Origin of the sequence: Paracoccus sp. DMF, assembly GCF_004407025.1 — a bacterium.
In the GTDB taxonomy this organism is placed as follows: Bacteria; Pseudomonadota; Alphaproteobacteria; order Rhodobacterales; family Rhodobacteraceae; genus Paracoccus; species Paracoccus aminovorans_B.
In genome coordinates, this window is the sequence record NZ_SOKV02000012.1 from 34,414 (window position 1) to 48,228 (window position 13,815).

Annotated in this window: 11 protein-coding genes; 9 read left to right on the forward strand and 2 right to left on the reverse strand. The window is 68.7% G+C overall.

Going from position 1 to position 13,815, the window contains the following annotated elements; all coding sequences use genetic code 11:
• The first annotated feature begins 5 nt into the window (after positions 1-5).
• From E3D03_RS09140 to aroA, 4 genes are all read left to right on the forward strand, one after another.
• A complete protein-coding gene (locus tag E3D03_RS09140; RefSeq protein ID WP_263566699.1) occupies positions 6-785 on the forward strand; it encodes a type III pantothenate kinase in 780 nt (259 codons plus the stop codon).
• Positions 778-2,454: a ribonuclease J gene (locus E3D03_RS09145; RefSeq protein WP_263566700.1), complete on the forward strand. Its 1,677-nt coding sequence runs from the start codon at positions 778-780 to the stop codon at positions 2,452-2,454. The genes E3D03_RS09140 and E3D03_RS09145 overlap by 8 nt, the downstream gene beginning before the upstream one ends.
• A gap of 47 nt (positions 2,455-2,501) precedes the next feature.
• Positions 2,502-3,203: a tRNA (guanine(46)-N(7))-methyltransferase TrmB gene (gene trmB, locus E3D03_RS09150; RefSeq protein ID WP_263566701.1), complete on the forward strand. Its 702-nt coding sequence runs from the start codon at positions 2,502-2,504 to the stop codon at positions 3,201-3,203.
• Positions 3,204-3,276: 73 nt separating this feature from the next.
• The gene (gene aroA, locus E3D03_RS09155) at positions 3,277-4,611 is read left to right on the forward strand and encodes a 3-phosphoshikimate 1-carboxyvinyltransferase (RefSeq protein ID WP_263566702.1); all 1,335 of its coding nucleotides are present in this window, start codon (positions 3,277-3,279) and stop codon (positions 4,609-4,611) included.
• A gap of 134 nt (positions 4,612-4,745) precedes the next feature.
• On the opposite strand, the gene E3D03_RS09160 is transcribed toward aroA, so the two are convergent.
• Positions 4,746-6,650 (reverse strand): propionyl-CoA synthetase, encoded by a 1,905-nt coding sequence (locus E3D03_RS09160; RefSeq protein WP_263566703.1) that lies wholly within the window; start codon positions 6,648-6,650, stop codon positions 4,746-4,748.
• Positions 6,651-6,865: 215 nt separating this feature from the next.
• A complete protein-coding gene (locus E3D03_RS09165; protein ID WP_263566704.1) occupies positions 6,866-9,145 on the reverse strand; it encodes an NADP-dependent malic enzyme in 2,280 nt (759 codons plus the stop codon).
• A 148-nt stretch (positions 9,146-9,293) separates the two neighbouring features.
• On the opposite strand from E3D03_RS09165, the gene E3D03_RS09170 reads away from it, so the two are divergent.
• Genes E3D03_RS09170 through upp form a run of 5 tightly spaced genes read left to right on the forward strand, consistent with a single transcriptional unit; the run spans position 9,294 to position 13,747 of the window.
• Positions 9,294-9,689, forward strand: coding sequence for a cytidine deaminase (locus E3D03_RS09170; RefSeq protein WP_018000834.1), 396 nt, complete (start codon positions 9,294-9,296; stop codon positions 9,687-9,689).
• Entirely contained in the window at positions 9,686-10,963 is a 1,278-nt protein-coding gene (locus E3D03_RS09175) for a thymidine phosphorylase (RefSeq protein WP_263566705.1), read from the forward strand. Before E3D03_RS09170 ends, E3D03_RS09175 begins: the two co-directional genes overlap by 4 nt.
• Entirely contained in the window at positions 10,960-12,153 is a 1,194-nt protein-coding gene (locus E3D03_RS09180; protein WP_263566706.1) for a phosphopentomutase, read from the forward strand. The genes E3D03_RS09175 and E3D03_RS09180 overlap by 4 nt, the downstream gene beginning before the upstream one ends.
• Complete coding sequence (locus E3D03_RS09185) at positions 12,150-13,118, forward strand: adenosine deaminase (RefSeq protein WP_263566707.1); 969 nt, start codon at positions 12,150-12,152, stop codon at positions 13,116-13,118. Before E3D03_RS09180 ends, E3D03_RS09185 begins: the two co-directional genes overlap by 4 nt.
• Positions 13,115-13,747 carry a uracil phosphoribosyltransferase gene (gene upp / locus E3D03_RS09190; RefSeq protein ID WP_018000838.1) on the forward strand — a complete coding sequence of 211 codons (633 nt, stop codon included), beginning with the start codon at positions 13,115-13,117 and terminating at the stop codon, positions 13,745-13,747. The genes E3D03_RS09185 and upp overlap by 4 nt, the downstream gene beginning before the upstream one ends.
• Positions 13,748-13,815 lie beyond the last annotated feature (68 nt).

The following is a 13,815-nucleotide window of genomic DNA, read 5'->3' on the forward strand; positions in this document are numbered from 1 at the left end:
GGACCATGCTGCTTTGCATCGACACCGGCAACACCAACACCGTCTTCTCGGTCTGGGACGGCGAGAAATTCGCCGGCCTGTGGCGGATCTCGACCGACCATCGCCGAACGGCGGATGAATATTTCGTCTGGCTCTCGACGCTGATCCAGCTGCAGAAGCTGGATCTGAACATCACCGACTGCATCATCAGCTCGACCGCGCCGCGGGTGGTCTTCAACCTGCGCGTGCTCTGCAACCGCTATTTCGACACGCGCCCGCTGGTGGTGGGCAAGCCCGACTGCCTGCTGCCGGTGGCGCCGCGCGTCGATTTCGGCACCGTGGTCGGCCCCGACCGGCTGGTGAACACCGTGGGCGCCTTCGACCGGCATGGGCCGGACCTGATCGTGGTCGATTTCGGCACCGCCACCACCTTCGACGTGGTCGATACCGACGGCGCCTATGTCGGCGGCGTCATCGCGCCGGGGGTGAACCTGTCGCTCGAGGCGCTGCACATGGGCGCGGCCAGCCTGCCGCATGTCGACGTGACCATGCCGGCCAAGGTGATCGGCACCAATACCGTGGCCTGCATCCAGTCGGGGATTTTCTGGGGCTATATCGGCCTCGTGCAGGGCGTGGTGGACAAGATCCGCGACGAGCGCGGCCGGCCGATGCAGGTGATTGCCACCGGCGGGCTTGCGCCGCTTTTCGATCAGGGCTTTGATCTTTTCGACGCGATCGAGGACGATCTGACCATGCATGGTCTGCGTCTGATCCATGATTACAACAAGGAGATGGGCAATGTCTGAGCGCCTGATCTATCTGCCGCTGGGCGGCGCGGGCGAAATCGGCATGAACGCCTATGTCTATGGCTACGGCCGGCCGGGGCGCGAGCGGCTGATCGTCGTCGACCTGGGCGTGACCTTCGGCGACATGGACACGGCGCCGGGCATCGACCTGATCATGGCCGATGTCGGCTGGCTGGAAGCCAACCGCGACCGCATCGAGGCGATCTTCATCACCCATGGGCACGAGGATCACGTCGGCGCGCTTGGCCTGCTGTGGGGCCGCATCCAGAAGCCGGTGCATTGCCGCCGCTTCACCGGCGCGCTGGCCCGGCTGAAGCTGGAGGAGGCCGGCCAGCCGGTCGATCAGCTGCATATCCATGCGCCCCGCCCCGAGGTGGTGACGGCCGGTCCGTTCCAGGTGCAATTTGTGCCGGTCAGCCATTCGATCCCCGAAAGCTCGGCGCTGATCATCGACACGCCGGCCGGCCGCATCGTGCATACCGGCGACTTCAAGCTGGACGGCACCCCGGTGGTGGGCGAGGCCTTCGACCCGATCCTGTGGCACGAGATCGCGGGCGAAGGCAACGGCGTCAAGGCGCTGGCCTGTGATTCGACGAATATCTTCGTGCCGCATCCCGGCCGGTCCGAGGCGATCCTGGCCAATCCGCTGCTGGATTTCGTGACCTCGCAAAAGCAGATGGTGGTGGCGACGACCTTTGCCAGCAACATCGCCCGGCTCAAGACGCTGGCCGAGGCCGGCACCGCCTCGGGCCGCAAGATCTGCCTGCTGGGCCGTGCCATGCGCCGCATGGTCACCGTCGGCATCGAGACCGGTATTCTGACCAGTTTCCCCGCCACCGTCAGTCCCGAGGACGCTTCGGAACTGCCGCGCGACAAGGTGATGCTGATCGTCACCGGCAGCCAGGGCGAGCGCCGCGCCGCCAGTGCCCAGCTGTCGCGCGGCCGCTACCTGGGCATCCAACTGCGCGAGGGTGACAGCTTCCTGTTCAGCTCGCGCACCATCCCCGGCAATGAGCGCGGGGTGATCCGCATCCAGAACCAGCTGTCCGAAATGGGCGTCGACCTGTTCGATGCCGACGACGGCGTCTATCACGTCTCGGGTCACGCCAACCGGCCGGACATCGAGGCGGTGCATGAACTCTTGAAGCCGCAGATGGTGATCCCGATGCATGGCGAGCACATGCACCTGCGCGAGCATGTGAAGCTGGCGCAGGCCCGCGGCATCCCGGCGGCCATCGCCACCAATGGCACCATGCTGGACCTGACCGGCGACGCGCCGCGGATCGTGGACCAGATCGACACCGGCCGGGTCTATCTGGACGGCACCAGGCTGATCGGCGCCATGGACGGCGTGGTGCGCGACCGCATCCGCATGGCGCTGAACGGCCATGCCATGGTCTCGATCATCATCGACGAGGACGACAGCCCGCTGCCCGACGCCTGGGTCGAGCTTTCGGGCCTGCCCGAGACCGGACGCACCGGCGTGCCGCTGGCCCGCAACATCGAATCGGAACTGGCCGCCTTCCTGGAGCGTGCCGACGACCGCACGGTGATGGACGACGACCGGCTGGAGGAGGGGATTCGCAGGATCACCCGCCAGGTCTCGATGGAAGAGATCGGCAAGAAGCCCGAGGTGACGGTGGTGATCTCGCGCCTGGCGGCGGAATGATCGGGGAATGACTTGACCTTGCGCCGCGCCCGGGGCATGGGCGCGGTATGAGCGAATTCGACCCGAACCCTCCGCGCCGCAATTTCTACGGCCGCCGCCACGGCAAGACCCTGCGCCAGTCGCAGAAGGGCTATCTGTCCGAGGATCTAAGCGAGTTGCGCCCGCGCGGCATCACCCATGCCGAGAACCCCGAGCGCAAGCCGGTGGCGCCGGCCAGGATCTTTGGCGACGACCGTCCGGTCTGGCTGGAGGTCGGCTTTGGCGGCGGCGAGCACATGGTGCACATGGCCGCCCGCTATCCGCAGATCGGCATCATCGGCTGCGAGCCCTTCATCAACGGCGTCGCCATGCTTCTGGGCAAGATCCGCAACGCTGGGGTGACGAATGTCAGCGTGCATCCGGGCGATGCCCGCGACCTGATGGACGTGCTGCCCGATGCCTCGATCGCGCGCGCTTTCCTGAACTATCCCGACCCCTGGCCCAAGGCGCGCCACCACCGCCGCCGCTTCGTCACGCCCGAGCATCTGATCCCGCTGGCGCGGGTCATGCAGCCCGGCGCCGAGTTCCGCGTCGCGACCGATATTCCCGACTATGTGCGCCAGACGCTGGAAGAAGTGCCCGGCGCCGGCTTCGAGCTGGTGCATGAAGGGCCGGAGCCTTGGGACGACTGGCTCTCGACCCGCTACGAGCAGAAGGCGCTGCGCGAGGGGCGCGTGCCGCATTACGTGACCTTCCGCCGGCTGGGATGAATTTCGGGCGGGCTGATTGCACCGGGCGCCCGTGACCGCTATCACCTTGCGCGACAAGCACCAGGGGGCCCCGATGTCACATTCCGCCGAACCGCTTCCGATGACCGCGCGCCGCTCGGGCCCGCTGAAGGGCGAGGCCCAGGTGCCCGGCGACAAGTCGATCAGCCACCGCGCCCTGATCCTGGGCGCGCTTGCGGTCGGCGAGACGCATATCACCGGCCTGCTGGAAGGCCAGGACGTGCTGGACACGGCATCGGCGATGCAGGCCTTCGGCGCCCGGGTCGAGCGACTGGGCGAGGGCGAATGGAAGGTCCACGGCGTCGGCGTCGGCGGCTTTGCCGAGCCCGAGGCCGTGATCGACTGCGGCAACTCGGGCACCGGCGTGCGGCTGATCATGGGCGCCATGGCGACGACGCCGGTCACCGCCACCTTCACCGGTGACGCCAGCCTGTCGCGCCGGCCGATGGGCCGCGTCACCGACCCGCTGGAGCTGTTCGGCTGCGAAGTGACGGCGCGCGAGGGCAAGCGGCTGCCGGTCACCATCAAGGGCGCGGCCGAGCCGGTGCCGGTGCGCTACAAGACCCCGGTCGCCTCGGCGCAGATCAAGTCCGCGGTGCTGCTGGCGGGTCTGAACGCGCCGGGCGAGACCGTGGTCATCGAATCCGAGCCGACCCGCGATCACACCGAGCGCATGCTGGCCGGCTTCGGCGCCAGCATCACCACCGAGGTGACCGAGGAAGGCCGGGTCATCACCCTGACCGGCCGGCCCGAGCTGACGCCGCAGCCCGTCGCCGTGCCGCGCGACCCCTCCAGCGCGGCTTTCCCGGTGGCGGCGGCGTTGATCGTGCCGGGCTCCGAGGTCCGGGTGCCGGGCGTCAGCCGCAACCCGACCCGCGACGGGCTCTATGTCACGCTGCTGGAAATGGGCGCCGACATCCGCTTCGAGAACGCGCGCGAGGAAGGCGGCGAGCCGGTCGCCGACCTGCTGGTGCGCCATTCCGCGCTGAAGGGCGTGACCGTGCCGCCCGAGCGCGCCGCCAGCATGATCGACGAATTCCCGATCCTGTCGGTCGTGGCCTGCTTTGCCGAGGGCCCGACCGTCATGCAGGGCGTGCACGAGCTGCGCGTCAAGGAAAGCGACCGCATCGCGGCGATGGAGGCCGGGCTGATCGCCAATGGCGCCCGCGTGACATCGACCGAGGACAGCATGACGGTCGAAGGCAGCGGCGGGCTTGCGGGCGGCGGGGCCAGCGTCGTGACGCATCTTGACCACCGCATCGCCATGTCCTTCCTGGTGGCGGGGCTCGCCTCGGAGCAGCCGATCAGCGTTGATGACGGCAGCCCGATCGCCACGTCCTTCCCGGATTTCCTGCCGCTGATGCAGAGGCTGGGCGCCGCGATCGGCTGAGTCAGCGCCGGGGGCTGTCTGCCCCCGGACCCCCGAGGATATTTTCCCACAAAAGAGAAAACAGGAGCGCGGCGCCAGGAACAAGTCTGCGCCGCGTCTTTTCCGTTTTAAAATACCGCTGCGGCGGCGCCGTCTCAGCCGGCGTTCGCGGCTTCGGGATAGCCCAGGCCCGCGAGCGCTTCGCGGATCTCGTCCAGGATAGCCGGGTCGTCGATGGTGGCGGGGGCCTTGAAGGGCTGGCCGTCGGCGATCTTGGCCATGGTGGCCCGCAGGATCTTGCCCGAGCGGGTCTTGGGCAGCCGCTCGACCACGCAGGCCGATTTGAAGGCCGCGACCGGGCCGATGCGGTCGCGCACCAGCTTGACCACCTCCTTGACCACCTGCGCATGCGGCGTGCTGACGCCAGCCTTCAGGCACAGGAAGCCGACCGGCGACTGGCCCTTGAGGCTGTCGGCCACGCCGATCACCGCGCATTCGGCGACATCGGGATGGCTGGCCAGCACCTCCTCCATGGCGCCGGTGGACAGGCGATGGCCGGCGACATTGATGACGTCGTCGGTGCGGGCCATGATGTAGAGATAGCCGTCCTCGTCGACATAGCCGGCGTCGCCGGTCTCGTAATAGCCCGGGAAATGCTCGAGATAGCTCTTGCGGAAGCGGCCTTCCGCATTCCACAGCGTCGGCAGCGTGCCGGGCGGCAGCGGCAGCTTGATCGCGATGGCGCCGAGCGTGCCGGCGGGGACCGGATTGCCGCCCTCGTCCAGCACCTGCACGTCATAGCCCGGCATCGGCACCGAGGGGCTGCCGGGCTTGGTGGGCAGGGTCTCGATGCCGATGGGATTGGCGGCGATGGCCCAGCCGGTCTCGGTCTGCCACCAGTGATCGACCACCGGCACGCCCAGGTGTTCCTGCGCCCATTTCACCGTGTCGGGGTCGGCGCGCTCGCCGGCCAGGAACAGCGCCTGCAGGTCGTGCAGTTTGTAGCGGCGGATCCATTCGCCGTTCGGATCCTCGCGACGGATGGCGCGCAGGGCGGTGGGCGCGGTGAAGAAGCTCTTGATGCGGTGGTTCTGGATGATGCGCCAGAAGACGCCCGGATGCGGCGTGCCGACCGGCTTGCCCTCGAAGACCACGGTGGTCGCGCCGGCGATCAGCGGACCGTAGCAGATATAGGAATGCCCGACGACCCAGCCGACGTCCGAGGCGGCCCAGAAGCGGTCGCCGGGGCCGATATTGTAGATATTGGTCATCGACCATTGCAGCGCCACCAGGTGGCCGGCGGTATGGCGCACCACGCCCTTGGGCTGGCCGGTGGTGCCCGAGGTGTAGAGGATATAGGCCGGATGGTTGCCCTCGACCGGGACGCAGTCGGCGGGTTTCACGCCATATTGGAAGCCGTGCCAGCTGAAGTCGCGGCCCTCGACCAGCTTGGCGACCTCTTGCTCGCGCTGGAAGATCACGCAGAACTCGGGCTTGTGCTCGGCCATGTCGATGGCGGCGTCGAGCAGCGGCTTGTAATGCACCACCCGGTTCGGCTCCAGCCCGCAGGAAGCGGCGATGATTGCCTTGGGCTGGCAGTCGTCGATGCGCACCGCCAGCTCGTTCGCCGCGAAGCCGCCGAAGACGACCGAGTGGATGGCGCCGAGCCGGGCGCAGGCCAGCATCGCCTCCAGCGCCTCGGGGATCATCGGCATGTAGATGATGACACGGTCGCCCTTTTCGACGCCGCGCATGCGCAGCGCGCCGGCCAGCGAGGCGACGCGGTCCTGCAACTGCTTGTAGGTGATGCCCTTGGTGGAATGGGTGATCGGGCTTTCGTGCATGATGGCGATCTGGTCGCCGCGCCCGGCCAGCACATGGCGGTCGACTGCGTTCCAGCAGGTGTTGACCATGCCGTCCGAGAACCATTCGTAGATCGGCGCGTTGCGGTCATCGAGCGCCTTCGAGGGCTTCTGCTGCCAGTCGATCGCCTCGGCGGCCTGCATCCAGAACCCTTCGGGATCGGCCTGCCACGCGGCATAGATCTCGCGATACCCCATCACTCTTCCTCCTCACAGACAGCCGAGATCTAGGCGCGGGCAGGGCGGGGCGGCAAGGCTGTTAACGGCCAAACTCGGCCGCGGGGATGCGGAATTTTGCAGATCCTGTCTCACATTCGGACAGAAGTTTGCAAATGCAGGCGGGCTTTGCATGGGATGGGAAACCGCGCGGCGTTTTGCAAAATCGCCGCGCGGTGGGTCGGGTCGGGCCCGAATCAGCGGTAATGGCCGACGGGGGTGCCGGCGATGGCGCTCATGTTCAACAGGCCCCGCGTGGTGATCGAGGGCGTCACGATATGGGCGCGGTTGCCCATTCCCATCAGGATCGGCCCGACTTCGAGCCCGTTCGCCTTGAGTTTCAGCGCGTTGCGCACCCCCGAGGCCGAGTCGGTGCCCGAGAAGACCAGCACGTTGGCTGCGCCCTCGATGCGCGAATTCGGCAGCAGGCGTTCGCGGATGGTCGGGTCCAAGGCCGAGTCCACATGCATTTCGCCGTCGAAGATGAAATCGACGCCACGCTCTTCCAGGATGCGCAGGGCGGCGCGCATCTTGCGGCCCGAGTCGGTGTCGAGATTGCCGAATTGCGAATGGCTGCACAGCGCCACCTTGGGTGTCACGCCAAAGCGGCGGACATGGCGGGCGGCGCCGATGGCGGCATCCGCCACCTGTTCGGGACTGGGCGCGTGATGGACCTGGGTGTCGGCGATGAACAGCGGCCCGTCTTCCAGGATCATCAGCGACAGCGCGCCTTGCGGGCGCAGCCCGTCGCGGGCCAGGATCTGGGTGATGTAGTTCAGGTGCCAGCTGTATTGGCCGAAGGTGCCGCAGATCAGGCTGTCGGCCTCGCCCCGGTGCACCATGACCGCGCCGATGGCGGTGGTATTGGTGCGCATGATCGCCCGGGCGATGTCGGGGGTGACGCCCTGGCGCGCCATCAGCTCGTGATAGGTGCCCCAGTAGTCGCGATAGCGCGGGTCGTTTTCGGGGTTCACGATCTCGAAATCGCGGCCGGGGCGGATCGGCAGGCCGGCGCGCTCGGCGCGCATCTCGATCACCTCGGGGCGGCCGATCAGGATCGGCGCGTCGGTGGTTTCCTCGAGCATGGCGTTGGCGGCGCGCAGCACGCGCTCGTCCTCGCCCTCGGCGAAGACGATGCGGCGGTTGGCGGTCGCGGCGGCCTCGAAGACCGGGCGCATGATCATGGCCGAGCGGAAGACCGAGCCGTCCAGCTTGCGCTTGTAGGCGACGATGTCCTCGAGCGGCCGGGTGGCGACGCCGGTCTCCATCGCGGCCTTGGCGACGGCGGTCGAGACGACGCCGATCAGCCGCGGATCGAAGGGCTTCGGGATCAGGTATTCGGCGCCGAAGGTCAGCGTCTCGCCGCGATAGGCCATGGCGGCCTCGGCCGAGGTGGTGGCGCGGGCCAGCGCGGCGATGCCCTCGATGCAGGCCAGCTGCATCTCGTCATTGATCGTGGTCGCGCCCACGTCCAGCGCGCCGCGGAAGATGAAGGGGAAGCACAGCACGTTGTTGACCTGGTTCGGATAATCCGAACGGCCGGTGGCGATGATTGCGTCCGGGGCGAGGGCGCGCACCGCCTCGGGCAGGATCTCGGGCGTCGGGTTGGCCAGGGCGAAGACGATGGGGCGCGGTGCCATCTTCGACACCATCTCGGGCGTCAGCACCCCGGGGCCCGACAGGCCCAGGAACAGGTCGGCGCCGCCGATGACCTCGTCCAGGGTGCGCAGGTCCGAGACCTGGGCGTAATCGGCCTTTTGCGGCGTCATCTGCTCGGTCCGGCCTTCGTAGACCAGGCCGGCGATGTCGCAGAGCCAGACGTTTTCCCGCTTCACGCCCAGTTTCAGCAGCATGTTGAGACAGGCGATGCCGGCCGCGCCGCCGCCGGTCGAGACCACCTTGATGTCCTGGAACCGCTTGCCGGCGATGTGCAGCGCGTTGGTCGCGGCGGCGCCGACCACGATGGCGGTGCCGTGCTGGTCGTCGTGGAAGACCGGGATGTTCATCCGCTCGCGGCAGATCTTCTCGACGATGAAGCAGTCGGGGGCCTTGATGTCCTCGAGGTTGATGGCGCCGAAGCTCGGCTCCAGCGCGCAGACGATCTCGGCCAGCTTTTCCGGATCGGGCTGGTCCAGCTCGATGTCGAAACAGTCGATATTGGCGAATTTCTTGAACAGGACGGCCTTGCCCTCCATCACCGGCTTCGAGGCCAGCGCGCCGATATTCCCAAGCCCCAGCACGGCCGTGCCGTTCGAGACCACGGCGACGAGGTTGCCGCGCGCGGTATAGCGGGCGGCGCTGGCGGGATCGGCCTTGATCTCCAGGCAGGCCTCGGCCACGCCGGGGGAATAGGCGCGGCTCAGGTCGCGGCCGTTGGCCAGCGGCTTGGTCGCCCGCACCTCCAGCTTACCGGGACGCGGAAATTCGTGATAATCCAGTGCCGCCTGTCTGGCGTTGTCCTGCCGGCGTTCTTCCATGGCCAGACCCTCCTCTCAAGATGGTTCAGCGTTAAACTATTTTTTCGTCCCCGAACAGGGGGTCCGTGTTTCGCGGCGGACTTGCATCGTGCCGGGGGCGGGCGCAATGTGTCGGCAGGCAATGGGGGCTGGACGAAAGGCGGGGCAGATGACGCTTCTGGACGCGGCGCGGGCGGTGCGGGAACGGGCCTATGCGCCCTATTCGCATTTCAAGGTGGGCGCGGCGGTGCGAGGCGCCTCGGGCACGGTCTATCACGGCTGCAACGTGGAAAACGTGGCCTATCCCGAGGGCACCTGCGCCGAGGCCGGTGCTATCGCGCTGATGGTCGCCAGCGGCGAAACCGAGTTGGTCGAGGTTGCGGTCATCGCCGACAGTCCCAGCCCGGTGCCGCCCTGCGGCGGCTGTCGGCAGAAACTGGCCGAGTTCGGCCGCGCCGACACGCCGGTGCTACTGGCGACCACCGCGGGCCGGACGCTGGCCACCACCATCGGCGAATTGCTGCCCGGCCGCTTCGACATCTCGCATATGTCGGGCAACGAATGACGCCAGCCGATCCGCGTCCGGTGATTGCCCGGGTTCGCGACGGCCAGGGGCTGGACCCGGCCGGCGCCGCGCTGATGGCGCAGGGCCTGGCCGACGGATCGGTCAGCGATGCCCAAGCGGCCGCCTTCGCCATGGCGGTGTTGCTGCGTGGGCTCGACGGTGCGGGCCGGGTGGCGCTGACCCGTGCCATGCGCGATTCCGGCCACGTCCTGCGCTGGGATCTGCCGGGGCCGGTGCTGGACAAGCATTCGACCGGCGGCATCGGCGACACGGTCAGCCTGGTGCTGGCGCCGCTGGTCGCGGCCTGCGGCGGCTATGTGCCGATGATCTCGGGGCGGGGCCTGGGCCATACCGGCGGCACGCTGGACAAGCTGGAGGCGATCCCCGGCTTTCGCTGCGCTTTGGACGAGGCCGATTTCCGCGCCGTGGTCGGGCAGGTGGGCTGCGCCATCGTCGCGGCGGGGCCGGATCTGGCGCCGGCTGACGCGCGGCTTTACGCGATCCGCGACGAAAGCGCGACGGTGGGCTCGGCCGATCTGATCGTGGCCTCGATCCTGTCCAAGAAGCTGGCGGCGGGGCTCGACGGGCTGGTGCTGGACGTCAAGCAGGGCTCGGGCGCCTTCCTGCACAGCCCCGAGGCGGCCTTGGGGCTGGCGCGCGCGCTGGTCGAGGTGGCGCGCGGCGCGGGCTGCGCGGTCCGGGCCTATGTCACCGACATGGACCAGCCGCTGGCCCCCGCCGCCGGCAATGCGCTGGAGCTGCGCGAAGCCATCGCCGTGCTGAAGGGCGCCCCGGGCCCCTTGCGCGACCTGTCGCTGGCGCTCTCCGAGGCCTGCCTGGGCCTTGCGGGCCGCGCGGGTGCCGCAGCGGCCCTGGACAGCGGCGCGGCGGCCGAGCGTTTCGCCCGCATGGTCGCAGCGCAGGGCGGGCCGGCGGATCTGCTGGAAGCCCCCGACCGCCACCTGCCGCCGGCGCCGGTCGTCCGTCCGGTGCCCGGCCGTGGCCGCGTCGCCGCCATCGACACCGAGGCGCTGGGTCATGTCGTCGTCGCCCTGGGCGGCGGGCGGCTGCAGGCGCGGGACCGCATCGACTCGCGCGTGGGCCTTGCGCAGCTCTTGCGGATCGGGCAGGAGGCCGGTCCCGACCGCCCGCTGGCGATGGTGCATGCCGCGACCGAGGCCACCGCCGACGCTGCCATCGCCACGGTGCAATCGGCCTATCTGCTGGGCGACGGACCCGACCCCGGCCCCCTGATCCGATGCGAGGTCCCATGAGCCGGCAAGACCAGCGGCGCGCCTTTCTGATCGTGATGGACTCCGCCGGCATCGGCGGCGCCCCCGATGCCGCGCAGTATTTCAACGAGAAACTGCCCGATACCGGCGCCAATACCATCGGCCATATCGCCCAGGCGCGCAGCCTTGCCATGCCGCATCTGGACGCGCTGGGGCTGGGCGCGGCGATCCGGCTGGCCTCGGGGCTCGAGGCGCCGGGGCTCGGGGCCGAGCCGCAGGGGCTCTGGGGGGCGGCGACCGAGGTGTCGCGCGGCAAGGACACGCCCTCGGGTCATTGGGAGATCGCCGGCGTGCCGGTGCCCTGGGACTGGCATTATTTCCCCGATACCCGCCCGGCCTTTCCGCCGGAACTCAGCGCCCGCCTCGCCCAGGCCGCGGGCACCGAGGGCATCCTTGGCGACGAACATGCCTCGGGGACCGAGATCATCGCCCGGCTCGGGGCCGAGCATCTGCGCACCGGCTGGCCGATCTGCTATACCTCGGTCGACAGCGTGATCCAGATCGCCGCGCATGAACAGGCCTTCGGATTGGACCGGCTGCTGCGGCTCTGCCAGGACGTGGCCGAGATGGTGCATCCGATGCGTGTCGGCCGGGTCATCGCCCGGCCCTTCCTGGGCGCCGAGGGCAGTTTTGCCCGCACCCCCAACCGCCGCGACTTCGCCATCGCGCCCCCCGGCCGGACCATCCTGGACGCGGCCAATGAGGCGGGCCGCGTCACCCATGCCGTCGGCAAGATCGGCGACATCTTCTCGCATCGCGGCATCGCGCATCTGCACAAGGGCAAATCCGACGCCGACCTGGCCGGCCAGCTCTTGCGCCTGGGCGACGAGGCCGAGCCGGGCAGCCTGACCTTTGCCAATTTCGTCGAATTCGACACGAATTACGGCCATCGCCGCGATGTCGAGGGCTATGCCCGGGCGCTGGAATGGTTCGACGGCGTGGCGGGGGCGCTGATGGCGCGGCTGCGGCCGGGGGATCTGGCGATCTTCACCGCCGACCATGGCAACGACCCGACCTGGCGCGGCACCGACCACACGCGCGAACGCGTGCCGGTGCTGGGCTGGGGCTGCGGCCCGCGCGCCGTGGGGCAGGTGGGTTTCGCCGATATCGGCGCCTCGGTCGCCGCGCATCTGGGCCTGGGGCCGGTCGGGCCGGGGAGGTCGTTCCTGTGAGGTCGCTGAAGAAGATCGAGCTGCACCTGCACCTGGAGGGCGCCGCGCCGCCGGCCTTCATCCGCGCGCTGGCTGCGGAAAAGCATCAGGACATCGGCGGCATCTTTGACGAGCGCGGCGCCTATGCCTATCGCGATTTCAGGGAGTTCCTGCGGGTCTATGAGGCCGCGACTTCGGTCCTGACCAGTCCGCGCGACTATGCCCGCCTGCTCGCCGAGGTGCTGGCGGAATGCGCCGAGCAGGGCGCGATTCATGTCGAGCTTTTCGTCTCGCCCGCGTTCTGCGGCGGGGCCGAGCTTTCGGCCTGGCGCGACTATCTGGCGGCGATGCAGGAGGTTGCCGAACACGCCGAACAGGGCGGCATCTCCAGCCGCGCCATCCTGACCGCGATCCGGCATTTCGGCCCCGAGCGCGCGCGCAAGACGGCGCTCTGCGCGGCCGAGACTTCGGGCGGCTGGGTCACCGGCTTCGGCATCGGCGGTGCCGAGGATGCGGGCGAACTGCCGGATTTCGCCTGGTCCTTCGACTGCGCGCGCGAGGCCGGGCTGGGCCTGACCGCGCATGCCGGCGAATGGCGCGGCCCGCAGTCGGTGCGCGATGCGCTGAGCCTCGGTGTCAGCCGCATCGGCCACGGCATCCGCGCCGTCGAGGACGCGGCTCTGGTCCGCGACCTGGCCGAACGCGGCGTGACGCTGGAGATCTGCCCCGGCTCGAACGTCGCGCTTGGCCTGGTGCCGTCCTGGTCGGCGCATCCCATCGCCCGGCTGGCCGATGCGGGCGTGCGCGTCACCGTCTCGACCGACGATCCGCCGTTCTTCCACACCAGCTTGTCCCATGAATATCAGCGGCTTGCCGATGCCTTCGGCTGGGCCGAGGCCGAATTCCGCCAGATGAACCTCTGGGCCGTCGACGCGGCCTTTTGTGACGAGACCACCAAGACACGCCTGCGAAAGGAACTGACATGAGCCAGCATCTGACCATCGTGGATCACCCCCTGGTCCAGCACAAGCTGACCATCATGCGCCAGAAGGACGTCTCGACCGCCGGCTTCCGTCGCCTGCTGCGCGAAATCAGCCTGCTTCTGGCCTATGAGGTCACACGCGAGCTGGAACTGACCGAGATCACCATCGAGACGCCGCTCTGCGAGATGCGGGCCCCGACGCTCGAGGGCAAGAAGCTGGCGCTGATCTCGATCCTGCGGGCCGGGAACGGGCTGCTGGACGGCATTCTCGAGCTGATCCCGGGCGCCCGCGTCGGCTTCGTCGGCCTCTATCGCGACCCCGAGACGCTGCGCCCGGTCGAATATTACTGCAAGGTCCCGAAGGAGCTCGACGCGCGCATGACCATCGTCGTCGACCCGATGCTGGCCACCGGAAACAGCTCGGTCGCGGCCATCGACATGCTCAAGGAGCGCGGGGCGAAAAACCTGAGATTCCTGTGCCTTCTGGCCGCGCCCGAGGGGGTGGAGCGGATGCGCGGCGCCCATCCTGACGTGCCGATCTTTACCGCGGCGCTGGACGAGCGGCTGGACGATCACGGCTATATCGTCCCCGGCCTGGGCGACGCCGGCGACCGCATGTTCGGCACGAAATAGGCCGGCGTTAACCGGCCGTTCAGGGCTTTCGTCCTATCACCGTCCCAAAGGGCCGATTCGGGGATGGG